Consider the following 17,742-nt stretch of genomic DNA (forward strand, 5'->3'; position numbering starts at 1 on the left):
GCGCCGCCCGCACGCCCTGCCGCCATGAACGAGATCGTCACCCTCTGGATCGACTGGCTCCGGCCGTCGATCGGCCTGGTGACGGTCCAGTGGGCGCTGGTGCTGGCCACCGCGGCGATGGCCGGCTCCCTGCTGCAGCGCGCGACCGGGCTGCCGAAGGTGGTCGGCTATGCGCTGACCGGCAGCGCCGCCGGCTTCGCGGGCTTCGGCGGCGCCGCCTGGCCGCTGTCGGGCACCGAGCTGTTCCTGCTGGAACTCGGCATCGCGGTGGTGCTGTTCGAGGCCGGCGGCCGCATCCCGCTGCGCTGGTTCCGCTACAACCCGATGGTGCTGCTGCAGAGCATCGCCGAATCCGCGCTGACCTACCTGGCAGTCGATGCCGCGCTCGGCTGGCTCGGCGTGCGGCCGACCGTGGCGGTGCCGCTCGCGCTGGTGGCGGTTGCCGCCTCGCCGGCGGTGCTGGCGCGGGTCGCGGCCGACGCCCGGGCCTCCGGGCCGGTGACCGACCGGGCCCTGGTGCTGGCCACGCTCAGCACCCTGTATGCGCTGGCCATCGGCACCGCCCATGCGGAACTACAGGCCCGCGAGCAGCTGCAGCTGCTGGCCACCGCCGGTCCGGCTGCGCTGGTGCTCGGCCTGTCGGTGGGGGTGGGCGCGGTGCTGGCGCTGGTGCTGCGTCTGGCGCTGCGCTTCATGAGCCCGAGCAGCGAGAACACCTCGATCCTGCTGCTGGCGCTGATCGCGGCGGCGGCGGGCATCGCCTCGCACCTGGGCGGCTCGGCGCCGCTGGCCGCGCTGCTCGGCGGCATGCTGCTCAAGCAGTTCCATGCGCGGCCCTGGGCCTGGCCGCGGCAGCTGGGCACCGCCGCGTCGCTGCTCACCATGCTGATGTTCGTGCTGGTGTCAGTGGTCGCGGCGCAGGCCGACTGGACCGCGCCGGTGGCCGGCCTGGTGCTGGTGCTGGTCGGCGTGCGGCTGCTGGCCAAGGTGGGCGGCGTGACGCTCGCCAACGTGCGCAGCGGAACGAGCGCGCGGCAGGCACTGTGGATCGGCTGCGCGATGGCGCCGATGTCCTCGATCGCGCTGCTGATCGCCTCGCAGTACGCGCAGGCGCCGGGCGCCGCGGCCCGCCAGATCGCGTCGATCGCGCTGCCGGCGATCCTGCTGATGGAGTTGCTCGGCGCCGTGGTCGCGACGGTCGCGCTGTACCGCGCCGGCGAAGCCTCGCGGGCCTGGCGGCCGCGCCGCAGGGGCCTGCCCGCCCTGCCGGGCGATGCGCCGGGCACCGGGGAAGGCGACGGCCATGGCGCTTGAGGCTTTCCGCCCGTCGCAGGCCCTGTCGCTCGGGGTGGAGCTGGAGCTGCAGCTCGTCAACACCCACGACTATGACCTCGCGCCCTATGCCGGCAACATGCTGCGGCTGATGGAGCAGATCGACCTGCCGGGCAACGTGGTGCCGGAGATGACCTCCAGCATGATCGAGATTTCCACCGACGTGTGCCGCGATGCGGGCCAGGTGCTGGGGCAGCTCTCCGACATCCGCGACGCGCTGGTGCGCTGCGCGGACCGGCTCAATATCGCGGTGGCCGGCGGCGGCACGCATCCGTTCCAGCAGTGGCACGAGCAGCGCATCTACGACCGGCCGCGCTTCCAGGAGCTGTCGGCGCTCTACGGCTACCTGTCCAAGCAGTTCACGATCTTCGGGCAGCACGTGCACATCGGCTGCCCCGACGCCGACAGCGCGCTGCTGATGCTGCACCGCATGTCGCGCTACATCCCGCACTTCATCGCGCTGTCGGCGTCCAGCCCGTACGTGCAGGGGCAGGACACGCAGTTCGATTCGGCGCGGCTGAATTCGGTGTTCGCCTTTCCGCTGTCGGGCCGAGCACCGTTCGCGCTGCAGTGGTCGGCGTTCGAGACCTTCTACGACAAGATGACCCGCACCGGCGTGGTCAAGAGCATGAAGGACTTCTACTGGGACATCCGGCCCAAGCCCGAGTACGGCACGATCGAGATCCGGGTGTTCGACACGCCGCTGTCGGTCGAGCGTGCCGCGGCGCTGGCCGGCTACGTGCAGGCGCTGGCCGCCTGGTTCCTGGCCGAGCAGCCCTTCACGCCGGACGAGGACGACTACCTCGTCTACTCCACCAACCGCTTCCACGCCTGCCGCTTCGGGCTGGAGGGCAACTACGTCGACCCCGGCACCGGCGAGCAGATGCCGCTGCGCGACCACATCCTGCTGACGATGCACCACCTGCAGCGCCATGCGCGGCAGCACGGCGCATCCGACGCGCTGCACCTGCTGCGCGCCGACGTCACCCGCGGTCACAACGATGCCCGCTGGCTGCGCGAACGCCAGCACCGCGAACAGCTGCTGGCCGAGGTCAGCCGGCAGGCGACGCTGAAATTCCGCGGCGCCTGAGCGCTGCACCGGCGGACAGGCGGAGTTGCAACCGCTAACATTTGGGGCATGTACGCATCCACCGCCCCCGCTCCTATTCCTGTCGGATTGTTAGGGGGCATGGGCCCCGCCGCCGGCCTCGACATCGCCCGCCTGTTCCTGGAGAGCTGCCGCGCACTGCTGCAGGCGCGCGGCTTGGCGATCCAGGATCAGGCCTATCCCGAGCACTGGCTGGCGCAGGTGCCGGTCGCGGACCGCACCCGGGCCCTGCTGGACGGACCCGACGCCATCGTCCGGGTGGAAACGCAGCTGGCGGGCACGCTGCAGCGCTTCGAGCAGCTCGGCGTGCGGGCGGTGGGCATCGCCTGCAACACCGCGCACGCTTGGCATGCGGCGCTGCAGGCGCGGTTTCCGGGGCTCGAGATCCTGCACATCGCGCGCGAGACGGCCCGCCATGTCCAGCGCGCCGGCGTGACCGAGGTCGCACTGCTCGCCACCGAAGGCACCTACCGCAACGGGCTCTACGACGCCGCGTTCACGGCCGCGGGCATCGCCTGCCACCAGCCCGAAGCCGACGAGCGCACGCAGCTGATGTGTGGCATCTACGACGGCGTGAAGGCCGACGACATGGCGCTCGCCGAACAGTGCTTCACCACGGTCGGCGCCGCGCTGCGGGCGCGCCACGGGCCGGACACCATGCTGATCATGGGCTGTACCGAGATCCCGCTGGCGCTGCCGCAGGCGCCCGCGGCCGCAGGCTGGCCGCTGGTCGATCCGACCCGGGTGCTGGCCCGTGCGCTGGCCGAGCGCGCCTACGCGGCCGGCTGACCGTTCCTGCACGGCGGGCGCAGACGCTCTACAGTCGCGGACCGGCGCCGCAGAGCGCCCGCGCCACTACAGGAGACAGCACTGATGCCCACCGCCTCGCCCGGGGATGCTTCCGGGGATTCGTTCGACTACGTCATCGTCGGCGCCGGCGCCGCCGGCTGCCTGCTCGCCCACCGGCTGAGCGAGGACGGCCGCCACACCGTCTGTCTGCTCGAGGCCGGCCCGCCCGACCGCAGTCCGTTCATCCACATCCCGGCCGGCTTCATCAAGGTCGGCTACGACCCGCGCTACACCTGGAGCTTCAGCACCGAGCCGGGCGAGGGCACTGCCGGCCGTCGCATCACCACCCAGCTCGGCCGCACGCTCGGCGGCTCCAGCTCGATCAACGGCTTCAACTACACCCGCGGCGTGCCGGCCGACTACGACGGCTGGGCCGCGCGCGGCAACCCCGGCTGGGCGTATGCCGACGTGCTGCCCTACTTCAAGCGGACCGAGCGCCGCATCGGCGCCGCCGACCCGCGCTGGCGCGGCACCGACGGCCTGCTGCCGATCACCGACTGCGACTGGCGCCATCCGCTGTGCGACGGCTTCATCGACGGCGCCGACGCGCTCGGCATTCCGCGCGACACCGACTACAACGCCTCCGACCAGGCCGGCGCCGGCTACTACCAGCGCTGGATCCAGCACGGCCGCCGGGTCAGCGCCGCCAAGGCCTTCCTGGCACCGGCGATGCGCCGGCCGAACCTGCAGGTCCGCACCGGCGCGCATGCGACCGCCGTGCGGTTCGATGGCCGGCGAGCGACCGGCGTGCGGTTCCGCGCCGCGCCCGGCGCACCCGAGCGCACCGTATCGGCCCGGCGCGAGGTGATCCTGTGCGCCGGCGCCGCCAACACGCCGAAGCTGCTGCAGCTCTCGGGCGTCGGCGCTCCTGCGCTGCTGCAGTCGCTCGGCATCGCGCCGGTGCATGCCCTGCCGGGCGTCGGCGAGGGGCTGCAGGACCACTTCATGGTGCGCTCCATCGTGCGGGTGCAGGGCGTGCAGACGATCAACGGCACCGCCCGCGGCTGGCGGCTGCTCGCGGAGATCGGCAAATGGATGGCCCGCCGGCCGAGCGTGCTGGCGATCAGCCCGTCGGTCGCCTACGCCTTCGCGAAATCGCGGCCGGACGCGCCGGCAGTGGACCTGCAGTTCCATTTCTCGCCGGGCAGCTACGCCTCGGGCATCGCCGGGCGGCTCGACGACTTCCCGGGCATGACGCTCGGCTTCTACCAGCTGCGGCCCGAGAGCGCCGGCTTCGTGCGCGCCACCTCCGCCGACCCGTTCGCACCGCCGGCGATCCAGCCGCACTACCTGGCGGCCGAGGGCGATCGGCGCACCGTGGTCGACGGCCTGCGGCTGGCGCGGCGGCTGCTGCATACGCCGGCGCTGCAGCGCTACATCGCGGCCGACGAGGCGCCGCCGGCCTCCGCCACCAGCGATGAGGCGCTGCTCGACTACGCGCGTCAGCGCGGCGGCACCGCCTGGCATTTCATGGGCACCTGCCGCATGGGGCCGGCCGACGATCCGATGGCGGTGGTCGATGCCGAGCTGCGGGTCCACGGCCTGGAGGGCCTGCGCATCGCCGACGCCTCGGTCATGCCGGCCATGCCGTCGGGCAACACCGGCGCGCCGACCATGATGGTCGCCGAGAAGGCCGCCGACCTGGTGCAGGGCAGGGTTGCCCCTCCGAGGGAATTCCCGCAGGTCTGACCCCCGCGCCGGCCGCGGCGCGCTGTCCCGTCCAACTGTACCTATCGCAGTGGGTACAGTCGTCCTACAGTGGCCCGACCACCAGCCGGCGACGGCACAACGACAGGAGACAGCAGCATGAAGACAGCGATCCACCGCATGGTCACCGCGACCGCCTTCGCGGCAGCCCTCGTGGCCGGCACGGCCCACGCCCAGGACATCAAGATCGGCTACAACGCCGACATGTCGGCCAGCGGCGTGGCCGAGCTCGGCGTCGCCGGGCGCTGGGGCTTCGAGGCCGCGATCGAGGACATCAACAAGGCGGGCGGCGTGATGGGCCGCAAGCTGGTGCCGGTGATCCGCGACGACCTCGGCACGCCGCCGAAGTCGATCCAGAACATGACCGAGCTGATCGACAACGAGAAGGTCGCCGCCGTCGTCGGCCCGGCCAACTCGGGCAACGCGCTCGCATGGCTGCACATCCCGCAGCAGAAGAAGATCCCGGTCGTGGTGCCGATCGCCACCGGCACCGAGATCACCACCCGCTACGCCAAGGAACCGCAGAACTACCTGTACCGCGTCTCGATGGTCGACCGCGAGCAGGTCGCACTGCTCGGCGCCTACGCCGCCAAGGCCAGCAAGGACAAGAAGATCGCGATCCTCGCCGACTCCACCGGCTACGGCCAGGGCGGCATCAAGGACGCGACCGACATCCTGGCGCTGCACAACATCAAGCCGGTCGCGGTCGAGAAGTACGGCCCGAAGGACACCGACATCACCTCGCAGCTGTCGAAGATCAAGGCCGCCGGCGCCGACACCGTGATCGTCTACGGCATCGCCGACGGCACCGCGCAGGTGCTGCGCAGCATGGAGAAGATCAACTACATGCCGACCACGCTCGGCACCTGGGGCAACCTGAGCGGCCTGCTGCCGAAGATGGCCGGCGGCAAGCTCGCCGAGCACCTGATCCTGGCGGCCTCGACCACCGAGGACACCAACGCGAAGACCAAGGAACTCGGCCAGCGGGTGCGCAAGAACTTCCCGACGCTCACCACCTTCCCCTGCGCCGCGCAGGCCTACGACTCGGTGATGCTGATCGCCGCGGCGATGAAGCAGGCCAACAGCACCGACGGCGAGAAGGTCGCCGCCGCGCTCGAGAACGTGAGCGGCGTGCAGGGCGTGATCAAGACCTACAACAAGCCGTTCAGCAAGCAATCGCACGAGGGCCTGGACGTGAGCGACTTCTACCTCGCCCGCTGGAAGGGCGACGCGCCCGGCCGCTACGAGGACGCGGTCACCAAGGCCCTGACGCCGGCCGACCTGAAGAAGTAAGCGACGCGATAGAGAGAGAACCGCCGCGGACCGCGCAGCGCGCCGGTCCGCCGCACCGGGCCGGAGGCGGCCGGAAAGGCGAGACATGGGAGCCACCATCCTCCAGGCCGTGTTCAGCGGCCTGGCGCTCGGAAGCATCTACGCGCTGGTCGCGCTGGGCTTCAACATCACCCACAGCACCACCAGGACCTTCAACTTCGGCCAGGGCGAGTTCCTGGTCGGCGGCGCCTTCATCGGCGTGACGGCGGTGGTGCTGCTGGCCGGCAAGGGCTTCGGCGCCTCGCTGCAGCCGGCCGAGGTCACGCTGGCGCGCTACGGCGGCGGCCTGCTGGCCACGATGGCGCTGATGGGCCTGCTCGGCGTGCTGCTGTACTTCACCGCGGTGCGGCCGTTCATCGGCCAGAGCGGCCTCGCCTGGGTGATGAGCACGATCGGCTTCGGCATCATCATCCAGAACACCGCCCTGGCGATCTGGGGCCCTGCCCCGCTGGTGCTGCCCTCGCCGCTCGGCAACGCGGTGATCCGCATCGGCGGCGCCGGCATCCTGCCGCAGGAGATCCTGGTGCTGTGCGCGAGCGTCGCGATCATGGTCGCGCTCGACCTGGTGATGCAGAAGACGCGGCTCGGCAAGGCGGTGCGCGCGGTGGCGCACAGCGGCTCCGCCGCCACGCTGATGGGCATCAACGTGACCGCGATCGTGGTGCTGGCCTTCGTCGTCAGCTCCAGCCTCGCGGGGCTGGCCGGCCTGCTGGTCGCGCCGATCACCACTGCTTCGGTCTTCATGGGCCTGACGCTCGCGCTGAAGGCGTTCTCGGCGGCGATCCTCGGCGGCCTGAGCAGCCCGCGCGGCTGCATGCTCGGCGGCTTCGTGCTCGGATTGATCGAGGCGCTGGTCGGCCTCTGGCACGCGGAGTTGCGCGAGATCAGCATCTTCGTGCTGATCATCGTGGTGCTGGTGGTCAAGCCCGAAGGCCTGCTCGGCCGGCGCATCGCGGAGAAGGTCTGAGCATGCGCTATCGAATCCATAGCTTCATGCGCATGCTGGACGGGCGCCGAAGCCCGATTTCCTTCCGATATTTTCCTTGCTGCGCACCCCGGAGGTCCACCCCATGACGATGCCCCGCCACGGCCACCTGGTCGGCGTCGCGGCCGCGGTGGCGCTGGTCGCCGCCCTGCCGCTGGTCACCGACAACGGCTTCTATTTGAAGATCGCCTTCCTGATCGCGGTCAACTACCTCGCCGCCGCCGGGCTGAACGTGCTGGTCGGCTACACCGGGCAGAAGTCGCTCGGCCACGCCGGGCTGTTCGCGGTCGGTGCCTACACCGTCGCGCTGCTGACCGCCCGCGCCGGCTGGAACCCCTGGCTGGCGTTCGTCGCGGCCGGGGCGATGGCCGGCCTGTTCGGCGTGGTGATCGCGCTGCCGGCATTGCGGGTCAAGGGCCCGGCGCTGGCGATGGTGACCATCGGCTTCGGCATCGTGGTCGAGAAGGTGGTGTCGGAATGGCAGGACGTGTTCGCCGGCCAGCAGGGCATCTACGGCGTGATCCCGCCGTCGATCGGCGGCACGATGTTCGACATGCGGTACTGGGTCTGGTTCGCCGGCGCCCTGGCGCTGGCCGCGCACCTGATGCTGCGGGCGCTGCTGCGCGGCAAGTTCGGCCGCGCCTTCATGGCGGTCAACACCGGAGAGATCGCGGCCGAGAGCGTCGGCGTGTCGGTCTACAAGTTCAAGGTGCTGGCCTTCGTCATCAGCGCCGTCACCTGCGGCCTGGCCGGCGCGCTGATCGCGCAGCAGAACCAGTACATCAACTCCGACTTCATCAACTTCAACCTGTCGATCTTCTTCCTGCTGATCGTGCTGTTCGGCGGCAGCTCGGTCTACGGGCCGCTGGTCGGCGCGATCGTGCTGACGCTGCTCGACGCCTTCCTCGCGCGCTGGCCGGACGTGCAGCACTTCACCTACGGCGCGCTGCTGCTGTTCGCGCTGTATGCGATGCGCGACGGCCTGGCCGGCGCGATCCGCCGCGCCGCGCAGGCGCTGGTGCCCGCGCTGCGCCGCCCGCCGCCGCTGCCGGACGCGGTGCCGGCCTGGCGGCTGCAGTCGGCCGAGGTGCCGCCGGCCGACAAGCCGCTCCTGGAGACACAGAAGCTCTACAAGGCCTTCGGCGGCGTGGTGCCGACCCGCGACGTGGACCTGCGCATCCGCACCGGCCACGTGCATTCGCTGATCGGGCCGAACGGCGCGGGCAAGACCACGCTGCTCAACATCCTGTCGGGCGTGATCGCGCCGAGCCGCGGCAGCATCGCCTTCAACGGCCACGACACGGTCGGCGTGGCGCCGCACCGCATCTGCCGCTTCGGCATGGGCCGGACCTTCCAGAACCTGCGGCTGTTCGCCGACATGTCGGTGCTCGACAACGTGATGGTCGGGCTGCACACCCGGCTGCGCCAGGGCTTCTTCGCCTGCCTGTTCGGCCTGCCGGGCGCCGCCCGCGAGGAACGCGCCGCCCGCGACGAGGCGCTGCAGATCCTCGACTTCCTCGGCCTGCGCGAGAAGGCCCACGAGACCGCCGGCAGCCTGCCCTACGGACTGCAGCGCCGGCTGGAACTGGCGCGGGCCCTGGCGACGCATCCGCGGCTGCTGCTGCTCGACGAGCCGGCCGCCGGCCTCAATCCGCAGGAGACGCGCGACCTGATCGGCGTGATCGGCCGCATCCGCGACCTGGGCATCACGGTGCTGCTGATCGAGCACCACATGGACCTGGTGATGGCGATCTCCGACCATGTGATCGTGCTCGACTACGGCGAGAAGATCGCCGAGGGCGCGCCGCAGGAGGTGCAGCGCAACCCGCGCGTCGTGGCGGCCTACCTGGGCACCGACGACGAGGACGACGAATCGGACGGCCCGCCGCCCGTCCAGCCGGAGCTGCGCCATGTCTGACGCGACGACCACGAGCAACACCCTGGCGGCCACCGCCACACCGTTGCTGCAGATCGAGGGCCTGGAGGTGCGCTACGGCGCGATCGAGGCGCTCAAGGGCATCTCGCTGGCCGTCGGCGAAGGCGAGGTGGTGACGATCATCGGCGGCAACGGCGCGGGCAAGAGTACGCTGATGAAAACCGTCTCGGGCCTGGAGCCTGCCGCCGTCGGCCGCATCCTGTTCCGCGGCCAGGACATCACCCGGATGCCGGGCCACCAGCGGGTCGCGCTCGGCATCGCGCAATCGCCCGAAGGCCGGCAGGTGTTCGCCGACCAGAGCGTGCGCGACAACCTGGTGCTCGGCGCCTACCACCGCCGCGCGAGCCATGCCGAGATCGAGGCCGACATCGAGGCGCAGTTCTGCGCCTTCCCCCGGCTGCGAGAGCGGCAGGACCAGCAGTCCGGCACGCTCTCGGGCGGCGAACAGCAGATGCTGGCCATCGCCCGCGCGCTGATGGCCAAGCCCCAGCTGCTGCTGCTCGACGAGCCGTCGCTCGGCCTCGCGCCGCTGATCGTCAAGGAGATCTTCGGCATCATCCGCGGCCTGAAGCAGCAGGGCATCACGCTGCTGCTGGTCGAGCAGATGGCCAACCAGGCGCTGGCGGTGGCCGACCGCGGCTACGTGCTGGAGACCGGCCGCATCACGCTGCAGGGGCGCGGCGCCGACCTGCGGCGCGACCCGAAGGTGCGCGCCGCCTACCTGGGCGATCACTGAGATGGACACCTTCGACTACGTGGTCGTCGGCAGCGGCGCCGCCGGCGCGATCGTCGCGGCACGGCTGGCGGAAGACCCGGCCGTGACCGTCTGCGTGCTGGAGGCCGGGCCGTCGGACTGGCACCCGTGGCTGCACCTGCCGGCCGGCTACATCAAGGCGGTGTTCGACCCCGCCTTCACCTGGCCCTACAGCACCGAGCCGACCCACTGGACGAACGGCCGGCGCATCCCGATCCCGCAGGGCCGCACGCTCGGCGGCTCGACCTCGCTCAACGGACTGGTCTACAACCGCGGCCAGGCGGAGGACTTCGACGGCTGGGCGGCGCAGGGCAACCCGGGCTGGAGCTTCGCCGACGTGCTGCCGTATTTCCGGCGCACCGAACGCCGCGTCGGCAGCACCGACGAGACGCACGCCGGCCGCGACGGCCCGCTGCCGGTGACCGGCTGCGACTGGTCGCATCCGATCTGCGAGGCCTTCCTGCAGGGCGCGACCGAGGAACTCGGCCTGCCGCGCAACCCGGACTACAACGGCGCGCAGCAGGCGGGCGTCGGGTATTTCCAGCGCACCATCCACCGCGGCCGGCGCATGAGCACGGCGCGTACCTTCCTGCATCCGGCGCAGAAGCGCGGCCGCAACCTGACGGTGCGCACCGATGCGCAGGCAACGCAGATCGTGCTCGACGGCGGCCGCGCGACCGGCGTGCGCTACCGGCAGGCCGGCGCGCGCGGAGTCGAACGCACCGTGGCCGCGCGGCGCGAGGTGATCGTCAGCGCCGGCGCGCTCAACACGCCGCGGCTGCTGCAGCTGTCGGGCATCGGACCGGCCGCGCTGCTGCAGCGCCACGGCATCGCGGTGCAGCGCGACCTGCCGGGCGTGGGCGCGCACCTGAAGGACCATTTCTCGATCCGGTTGGTGGCGCGCACCCAGGGCATCGCCACCATCAACGAGCTGGCGCGCTTTCCCCGCCTGGTGGGCCAGCTGGCACGCTGGGCCGCCGGCCGGCCGAGCGTGCTGGCGCTCAGCCCGTCGGTGGTGCACTGGTTCGCCGGCTCGCGCGCCGGGCTCGACCGGCCGGACCTGCAGGGCGTGTTCGCGCCGGCCAGCTACCGCGAAGGCTACGTCGGCCGGCTCGACACCTATCCCGGCATGACCTGCGGCGTGTGGCAGCACCGGCCGCGCAGCCACGGCACGGTGGAGATCGCCTCGGCCGATCCGGCCGCCGCGCCGGTGGTGCAGCCGCGCTACCTGGAGCACGAGGACGACCGCCGCACGCTGCTCGACGGCGCCCGCCTCGCCCGCCGGCTGTTGCAGACCCGCGCGCTCGCACCCTACGTGGTGGCCGAGTCGATGCCGGGCGTGGCGGTGCAGCGCGACGACGAGCTGCTCGACTACATCCGCCGCTACGGGGTGTCCTCGTACCACGTCAACGGCAGCGCCCGCATGGGCCCGGCGGCCGACGCGGGCGCGGTGGTCGATGCGCGGCTGCGGGTGCACGGCCTGCAGGGCCTGCGCATCGCCGACGCGTCGGTGATGCCCGAAATCCCGTCGGCCAACACCTGCGCCGCCACCATGATGATCGGCGAGAAGGCCGCCGACCTGATCCGCGAGGATGGCCGCCGATGATCGCGATCGACCTCCGCACCACCCTGGGCGAGGCGCTGTTCCGCGCCGCCGACGCGTACGGCGACAAGCCCCTGCTGATGGTGCCCGCGAACCCCGGCCGCGACTACGACCCGGCCGGCCGCACCATCGGCTTCGCCGCCATGGCCGCCCAGGTGCAGGCGCTGATGGCGCGGTATGCCGAGACCGGCTACGGGCTCGGCCACCGCGTCGGCCTGCTGCTGGAATCGCGGCCCGAACATATGCTGCACAAGCTGGCGCTCAACGCGCTCGGCGCCTGCTGCGTGCCGGTCAACCCGGATTACCGGCCGCGCGAACTGGCCTACCTGGTGGACCATGCGAATCTCGACCTGCTGCTGCTGCTCGAGGCCCGCCTGCCCGACCTGGAGGCCGCGCGGGCCGAATGCCGCAACCGCCCCGCCGTCGCGACGCTGGAGCGCTTCGCCCAGACCCTGCCGGCCGCCCGCCGCGCCGCCGTGCCCGGCACGCCCGACGGCACCACGCCCGCCAGCATCCTCTACACCAGCGGCACCACCGGCCGGCCCAAGGGCTGCGTGCTGTCGCACCGCTACGAACTCGCCTCGGGCCATGCCTACGCCACCCGCGGCGGGCTGGCCACGCTGCGCGAGGGCGCGGAGCGGATCTACAACCCGCTGCCGCTGTTCCACGTCAATGCGTCGATCCTGTCGTTCCAGTGCGCGCTGCTGACCGGCAACTGCCAGGTGCAGTCCGACCGTTTCCGGCCCGCCCGCTGGTGGACCGAGGTGCGCGAGAGCGGCGCGACGGTCGTGCACTACCTGGGCGTGATCGTGCAGATGCTGATGGCCCTGCCGCCCGGCCCGCAGGACCGCGACCACCAGGTGCGCTTCGGCTTCGGTGCCGGTGCCGAGCCGCAGCTGCATGCAGCCTTCGAGGCGCGTTTCGGCTTTCCACTGCTCGAGCTCTGGGGCATGACCGAGATGGTGCGGGCGCTGGTGGACTGCCATGCGCCGCGCCAGGTCGGCACCCGCGCCTTCGGCCGGCCGCTGCCCGAGGCCGGCGTGGAAGCGCAGGTGGTGGACGACGCTGACCGCGAGGTGTCGCGCGGCACGGTGGGCGAACTCGTCATCCGCCATTCCGAAGCCACGCCGCGCCAGGACTTCTTCGACGGCTACCTGGACGACCCCGCCGCCACCGAAGCGGCCTGGCGCAGCGGCTGGTTCCACACCGGCGACCTGGTCACGCAGGACCCGGACGGCATGCTGCACTTCGTGGACCGGCGCAAGAACATCATCCGCCGCTCCGGCGAGAACATCGCCGCCGCCGAGGTGGAGGCCACGCTGCTTACCCATCCCTGGGTCGCGCAGGCGGCGGTGATGGCGGTGCCCGACGCGGTGCGCGAGGAGGAAGTCATGGCCTGCGTGGTGCTGCGGCCCGACGCGCCGGCCGACCGGCAGGCGGTGGCGAACGCGCTGTTCGACCATTGCGATGCGGCGCTGGCGTACTACAAGGCACCGGGCTGGCTGCACGTCACCGACGACATCCCGACCACCGGCACGCAGAAGATCCAGAAGCACGCGATCTTCCCGGCGGGCACCGACCCGCGCACGGCGCCGGGCGTGCAGGACCTGCGGGCGCGCAAGCGGCGCACGCGCATCGCCTGACGCGCCTCAGCCGCCCAGCACCGTCCGCATCGCCGCGGTGAAGCGCGTGTCCAGCACCGCGTGCACGTTGTAGCGCGACCAGGGCGACGGCGCCGCCGCATCGACGCAGAAGATGCGGCCCGGCGCCATCACCACGTCCTGCGCCATCAGCGTCTGCGCGGTGGCGAGCGAGTCGGCCACGCCCGGCAGGCGTGCCCAGAGGAAGAGCGACTGCGGCGTGTCGGCGAACACCTCGGCGCCGAAGCTGCGCAGCAGCGCGCGGCCGCGCAGGCTGGCGTCGGCCACCCGGCCGCGCAGCCGCTCCAGATGGCGCGGATGGGCGCGCTCGCCGAGCAGCGTGTCGACGGTGCGCTCGCTGTACTCGCTGCTGCTGGTGTTGACCAGCACCTTCAGGTCGGCCAGGTCGCTCGCCAGGTCCGGGCTGCAGGCGACGAAGCCGACCCGCAGCGCCGCCGACAGCGATTTGGAAAAACTGCCCACGTACAGCGTGCGTTCCAGCTGGTCGAGCGCGCTGATGCGCGGCGCGGCGGCGGGGTGCAGGTCGCAGAGCGCGTCGTTCTCGACGATGCGCAGGTCGAAGCGCTCGGCCAGCGCCAGCACCTGCCGGGCGCGCGCGGCGGTGATGTCGGACCCGGTCGGGTTGTGGCCGAGCGACTGGGTGAAGAAGAGCCGCGGCCGCCAGCGCTGCAGCAGGGCTTCCAGCGCGACCGGGTCGGGCCCGTCGGCGCGCCGCGGCACGCCTACGATGTGCGCGCCGGCGAGCTTCAGCTTACCGAACAGCGGGTAGTAGCCCGGGTCGTCCACCAGCACCGGCGCGCCCGGAGGCACGAAGTAGCGCACGATGAAGTCGATCGCCTGGTTGGCGCCGTGGGTCAGCACGATCTGGCGCGGCTGCGCGTCGATGCCGATGTCGGCCAGCTTGCGTGCCAGCCGCTGGCGCAGCGGCGCATAGCCGCGCCGGTCGCCGTAGCGGAACAGCGTGCCCAGCCCGCCCCGGGCCACCTTGTGGTGCACCCGGTCGAGCCGCGCGCCCTGCAGCCATTCTGCGGGCGGGAAGGCGTCGCCCACGCTCAGGTGTCCCGGCGCCACGTGCAGCTGGTTGCGCAGCAGCCAGACGATGTCCATCGCGCGGCCGAGCGAGCCGGAATCGTCGTCGGCGCGTTCCGGCTCGATCGCCGGCTCCTTCACGAAGTAGCCGGCGCCGCGCTTGGGCTCCACCAGCCCGCGCGCGACCAGCGATTCGAAGGCGGTGACCACCGTGTTCTTGCCGTAGCCGCGCAGCCGCGCGATCTCGCGCAGCGAGGGCAGCTTGTCGCCCGGCTTGTAGGCGCCGTCGTGGATCTGACGCTCGATCGCGTTGGCGAGCGTCAGGAAGATCGGGGTGATGCGGGCCATGGGCTGCGCGGCGTGGATCAGGCCGCGCCGAAGAAGGCGCGCATCTCGGCCAGCACCGCGTCCGGCGCCTCCTCGGCCAGGTAGTGGCCGCAGGGCAGCGCCCGGCCCGAGACGGTGTCGGCCGCCGCCTGCCACAGCGCCAGCACGTCGAAGTTGCGGCCGACCGCGCCTTCGGCGCCCCACAGCACCCGCAGCGGCATCGCGAGGCGCCGGCCGGCGTCGCGGTCGGCGCGGTCGTGCTCCAGGTCGATGCCGGCCGAGGCGCGGTAGTCGCCGCAGATGCCCGCCGCGGTGCCGGGCAGCGCGATGCAGCGCTCGTATTCGGCGAGCGCCTCCGGGGCGAAGGCGGCCAGCCCTGCATGGCGGCGGCCCATCACCTCGCGCACGTAGGCCGCCGGGTCGGCCGCGATCAGGCGTTCCGGCAGCGGCGCCGGCTGGATCAGGAAGAACCAGTGCCAGTAGGCGCGGGCGAAGGCGTCGGTCGTGCCCTCGTACATCGCGAGGGTGGGCGCCACGTCGAGCAGCAGCAGCCGGCGCGCCCGCTCCGGATGGTCGAGCGCCAGCCGGTGCGCCACCCGCGCGCCGCGGTCGTGCGCGCCGAGCAGGAACTGCCGGTGGCCCAGGCCTTCCATGACCGCGACCATGTCCTGCGCCATCGCGCGCTTCGCATAGGCGGCGCCGCTCTCAACCGGCGCCGGCTTGGCCGAATCGCCGTAGCCGCGCAGGTCGGCCAGCACCACCGCGTAGTCCTGGGCCAGCGCGGGTGCGACGCGGTGCCACATCGCATGCGTCTGCGGATGGCCGTGCAGCAGCAGCAGCGGCGCGCCGGTGCCGGCGGTGCGCACGCGGATCGTGGTGCCGTCGGCGCCCGGCAGGTCGTGGATGGCGAAGTCGTCGAGCATGGGGATCGTCTCCTGAGTTCGGATGCGCGCGCCGGCCCGGGGCGGCCGGGCGCTGTCGTCCGCAACTGTACCTACCGCCACGGGTACAGCGCCCCTAGAGTGGCCGGCAACGACCACCGGAGACACCGACACCATGAGCCTCGATTCGCGCCTGCCCAACTTCCGCGCCCTCGCGCCCGCCGACCGCCTCGCGCACATCGTGCAGGCCGCCGGCCTCACCGCCGACGAGGCCGCGCTGCTGCAGTCGCCCGGCGCGCTCGGCCTGACGCGCGCCGACGGGATGATCGAGAACGTGGTCGGCACCTTCGAGCTGCCGCTGGGCGTGGCGACCAATTTCCGGGTCAACGGCCGCGACGTGCTGGTGCCGATGGCGGTGGAGGAACCCTCGGTGGTCGCGGCCGCGAGCTTCATGGCCCGGCTGGCGCGCGAGAGCGGCGGCTTCGAGACCAGCAGCAGCACCCCGCTGATGCGCGCGCAGGTGCAGATCCTGGGCACCACCGACCCGCGCGGCGCGCGGCAGGCGCTGCTGCGCCGCCGCGACGACATCCTGGCGGTCGCCAACAGCCGCGACAACGTGCTGATCGGCCTCGGCGGCGGTTGCCGCGACATCGAGGTCCATGTGTTCGAGACGACGCCGCGCGGCGCGATGGTGGTGCTGCACCTGATCGTCGACGTGCGCGACGCGATGGGCGCCAACACCGTCAACACGATGGCCGAGGCGGTCTCGCCGCTGCTGGAGGAGATCACCGGCGGTCAGGTGCGGCTGCGCATCCTGTCGAACCTGGCCGACCTGCGCCTCGCACGCGCGCGGGTGTCCTTGTCGCCCGAGGTGCTGACCACCGCCGAGCGCAGCGGCGCCGAGATCATCGAGGGCGTGCTCGATGCCTACGCCTTCGCGGCGGTGGACCCGTACCGGGCGGCCACTCACAACAAGGGGATCATGAACGGCATCGACCCGGTGATCGTGGCGACCGGCAACGACTGGCGCGCAGTGGAGGCCGGCGCCCACGCCTACGCCTGCCGCGACGGCCACTACGGCTCGCTGACCTGCTGGGAGAAGGACACCCGCGGCCACCTGGTCGGCACGATCGAGATGCCGATGCCGGTCGGCCTGGTCGGCGGCGCCACCAAGACCCATCCGCTGGCGCGGCTGGCGCTGAAGATCATGGGCGTGCGCTCGGCGCAGGAACTGGGCGAGATCGCGGTCGCGGTCGGCCTGGCGCAGAACCTGGGCGCCCTGCGTGCGCTTGCGACCGAGGGCATCCAGCGCGGCCACATGGCGCTGCACGCCCGCAACATCGCCGTCGTGGCTGGCGCCACCGGCGACGAGATCGACCGCATCGCCCGCACCATGGCCGCCGAGAAGGACGTGCGGGCGGACCGGGCGCTGGCCCTGCTGGCCGAGATCCGCGGCTGAGCGGATTACTCCTGTTTCGATAGCACCCCGCGCAGATCCTGCATGCGTCCGAGCCCGAAAATCTTCCTGCACCACTGCGTCGGCGCCCGCTCGTTTCGGCCGCTGTGGCTGCTGGAGGAACTGCAAGCGCCCTACGCGCTGGCGATGCTGCCCTTCCCGCCGCGCGCCCGCGCCCGCGACTACCTGGCGCGCAACCCGCTCGGCACCGTGCCGCTGCTGGAGGACGGCGACGTGCGCATGACCGAGTCGGCCGCGATGTGCCAGTACCTGCCGCAGCGGTGCGACCCCGACCACCGCCACGGCCTGGCGGTGCGGCCCGACGAGCCGGGCTACGCCGCCTGGCTCGACCTGCTGCACCACGGCGAGGCGACGCTGACCTTCCCGCAGACGCTGGTGCTGCGCTACCGGCATTTCGAGACGCCGGAGCGCCGGCTGCCGCAGGCGGCGGACGATTACGAGAAGTGGTTCCTGGCGCGCCTGCGGGGCATCGACGCGCGGCTGGCCGGCCGAAACGGCGACGCTGGCGACGCCGGCTGGCTCTGCGCCGGCCGCTTCACGGCGGCCGACGTGTCGGTCGGCTACGCGCTGATGCTCGGCGATTTCCTGGGGCTGGAGCCGCGCTATCCGCAGGCGGTGCAGCGCTACTGGGCGCGGCTGCAGCAGCGCGACGGCTACCGCCGGGCCCTCGCTGCCGAGCGGGCGGCGGCCATCGCACAGGGTGTTTCGCCAAGGCCTGCGCCGCAGGTGCTAGACGCCGCATAGGTCGGCGCGGGGGGGGG

General features: G+C 72.2%; 14 protein-coding genes. 12 read left to right on the top strand and 2 right to left on the bottom strand.

Annotated elements, in window-relative coordinates; translation table 11 throughout:
• Positions 1-24 precede the first annotated feature (24 nt).
• The 10 genes from QZ500_RS02785 to QZ500_RS02830 all read left to right on the top strand — a co-directional run bounded on the left by QZ500_RS02785 (position 25) and on the right by QZ500_RS02830 (position 13,249).
• Positions 25-1,314, top strand: a complete 1,290-nt coding sequence (locus tag QZ500_RS02785) for a cation:proton antiporter (protein ID WP_295850514.1) — start codon at positions 25-27, stop codon at positions 1,312-1,314.
• Complete coding sequence (locus tag QZ500_RS02790) at positions 1,304-2,422, top strand: YbdK family carboxylate-amine ligase (RefSeq protein ID WP_295850515.1); 1,119 nt, start codon at positions 1,304-1,306, stop codon at positions 2,420-2,422. Before QZ500_RS02785 ends, QZ500_RS02790 begins: the two co-directional genes overlap by 11 nt.
• A gap of 48 nt (positions 2,423-2,470) precedes the next feature.
• Positions 2,471-3,229, top strand: coding sequence for an amino acid racemase (locus QZ500_RS02795; RefSeq protein WP_295850517.1), 759 nt, complete (start codon positions 2,471-2,473; stop codon positions 3,227-3,229).
• A gap of 84 nt (positions 3,230-3,313) precedes the next feature.
• Complete coding sequence (locus tag QZ500_RS02800; RefSeq protein ID WP_295850519.1) at positions 3,314-4,978, top strand: FAD-dependent oxidoreductase; 1,665 nt, start codon at positions 3,314-3,316, stop codon at positions 4,976-4,978.
• A gap of 138 nt (positions 4,979-5,116) precedes the next feature.
• A complete protein-coding gene (locus tag QZ500_RS02805) occupies positions 5,117-6,289 on the top strand; it encodes an ABC transporter substrate-binding protein (protein ID WP_295850551.1) in 1,173 nt (390 codons plus the stop codon).
• 85 nt (positions 6,290-6,374) lie between these two features.
• Complete coding sequence (locus QZ500_RS02810) at positions 6,375-7,295, top strand: branched-chain amino acid ABC transporter permease (protein WP_295850522.1); 921 nt, start codon at positions 6,375-6,377, stop codon at positions 7,293-7,295.
• Between the two features lie 109 nt (positions 7,296-7,404).
• Positions 7,405-9,231, top strand: coding sequence for a branched-chain amino acid ABC transporter ATP-binding protein/permease (locus QZ500_RS02815; RefSeq protein ID WP_295850553.1), 1,827 nt, complete (start codon positions 7,405-7,407; stop codon positions 9,229-9,231).
• Complete coding sequence (locus QZ500_RS02820; protein ID WP_295850527.1) at positions 9,224-9,985, top strand: ABC transporter ATP-binding protein; 762 nt, start codon at positions 9,224-9,226, stop codon at positions 9,983-9,985. Before QZ500_RS02815 ends, QZ500_RS02820 begins: the two co-directional genes overlap by 8 nt.
• A gap of 1 nt (position 9,986) precedes the next feature.
• Positions 9,987-11,609 (top strand): GMC family oxidoreductase N-terminal domain-containing protein, encoded by a 1,623-nt coding sequence (locus QZ500_RS02825; RefSeq protein ID WP_295850529.1) that lies wholly within the window; start codon positions 9,987-9,989, stop codon positions 11,607-11,609.
• On the top strand, positions 11,606-13,249 hold the full coding sequence (locus tag QZ500_RS02830; protein WP_295850531.1) for an AMP-binding protein: 1,644 nt from the start codon (positions 11,606-11,608) through the stop codon (positions 13,247-13,249). The genes QZ500_RS02825 and QZ500_RS02830 overlap by 4 nt, the downstream gene beginning before the upstream one ends.
• Before the next feature lie 6 nt (positions 13,250-13,255).
• On the opposite strand, the gene QZ500_RS02835 is transcribed toward QZ500_RS02830, so the two are convergent.
• Complete coding sequence (locus QZ500_RS02835) at positions 13,256-14,644, bottom strand: PLP-dependent aminotransferase family protein (protein ID WP_295850533.1); 1,389 nt, start codon at positions 14,642-14,644, stop codon at positions 13,256-13,258.
• Between the two features lie 17 nt (positions 14,645-14,661).
• Positions 14,662-15,546 carry an alpha/beta hydrolase gene (locus QZ500_RS02840; protein ID WP_295850536.1) on the bottom strand — a complete coding sequence of 295 codons (885 nt, stop codon included), beginning with the start codon at positions 15,544-15,546 and terminating at the stop codon, positions 14,662-14,664.
• 133 nt (positions 15,547-15,679) lie between these two features.
• On the opposite strand from QZ500_RS02840, the gene QZ500_RS02845 reads away from it, so the two are divergent.
• Both QZ500_RS02845 and QZ500_RS02850 read left to right on the top strand, forming a co-directional pair.
• A complete protein-coding gene (locus tag QZ500_RS02845; protein WP_295850538.1) occupies positions 15,680-16,963 on the top strand; it encodes a hydroxymethylglutaryl-CoA reductase, degradative in 1,284 nt (427 codons plus the stop codon).
• A 42-nt stretch (positions 16,964-17,005) separates the two neighbouring features.
• Positions 17,006-17,725 carry a glutathione S-transferase gene (locus QZ500_RS02850; protein ID WP_295850541.1) on the top strand — a complete coding sequence of 240 codons (720 nt, stop codon included), beginning with the start codon at positions 17,006-17,008 and terminating at the stop codon, positions 17,723-17,725.
• Positions 17,726-17,742 lie beyond the last annotated feature (17 nt).

It is taken from the genome of uncultured Xylophilus sp., from assembly GCA_913776965.1.
Classification (GTDB): domain Bacteria; phylum Pseudomonadota; class Gammaproteobacteria; order Burkholderiales; family Burkholderiaceae_C; genus Xylophilus.

Excerpts from the sequence above, each read along its gene's own strand:
- QZ500_RS02820 (WP_295850527.1), top strand. The coding sequence starts at position 9,224 with ATGTCTGACGCGACGACCACGAGCAACACCCTGGCGGCCACCGCCACA.
- QZ500_RS02815 (WP_295850553.1), top strand. The coding sequence starts at position 7,405 with ATGCCCCGCCACGGCCACCTGGTCGGCGTCGCGGCCGCGGTGGCGCTG.
- QZ500_RS02825 (WP_295850529.1), top strand. The coding sequence starts at position 9,987 with ATGGACACCTTCGACTACGTGGTCGTCGGCAGCGGCGCCGCCGGCGCG.
- QZ500_RS02850 (WP_295850541.1), top strand. The coding sequence starts at position 17,006 with ATGCGTCCGAGCCCGAAAATCTTCCTGCACCACTGCGTCGGCGCCCGC.
- QZ500_RS02845 (WP_295850538.1), top strand. The coding sequence starts at position 15,680 with ATGAGCCTCGATTCGCGCCTGCCCAACTTCCGCGCCCTCGCGCCCGCC.
- QZ500_RS02785 (WP_295850514.1), top strand. The coding sequence starts at position 25 with ATGAACGAGATCGTCACCCTCTGGATCGACTGGCTCCGGCCGTCGATC.
- QZ500_RS02800 (WP_295850519.1), top strand. The coding sequence starts at position 3,314 with ATGCCCACCGCCTCGCCCGGGGATGCTTCCGGGGATTCGTTCGACTAC.
- QZ500_RS02840 (WP_295850536.1), bottom strand. The coding sequence starts at position 15,546 with ATGCTCGACGACTTCGCCATCCACGACCTGCCGGGCGCCGACGGCACC.
- QZ500_RS02795 (WP_295850517.1), top strand. The coding sequence starts at position 2,471 with ATGTACGCATCCACCGCCCCCGCTCCTATTCCTGTCGGATTGTTAGGG.
- QZ500_RS02830 (WP_295850531.1), top strand. The coding sequence starts at position 11,606 with ATGATCGCGATCGACCTCCGCACCACCCTGGGCGAGGCGCTGTTCCGC.
- QZ500_RS02835 (WP_295850533.1), bottom strand. The coding sequence starts at position 14,644 with ATGGCCCGCATCACCCCGATCTTCCTGACGCTCGCCAACGCGATCGAG.
- QZ500_RS02805 (WP_295850551.1), top strand. The coding sequence starts at position 5,117 with ATGGTCACCGCGACCGCCTTCGCGGCAGCCCTCGTGGCCGGCACGGCC.
- QZ500_RS02810 (WP_295850522.1), top strand. The coding sequence starts at position 6,375 with ATGGGAGCCACCATCCTCCAGGCCGTGTTCAGCGGCCTGGCGCTCGGA.
- QZ500_RS02790 (WP_295850515.1), top strand. The coding sequence starts at position 1,304 with ATGGCGCTTGAGGCTTTCCGCCCGTCGCAGGCCCTGTCGCTCGGGGTG.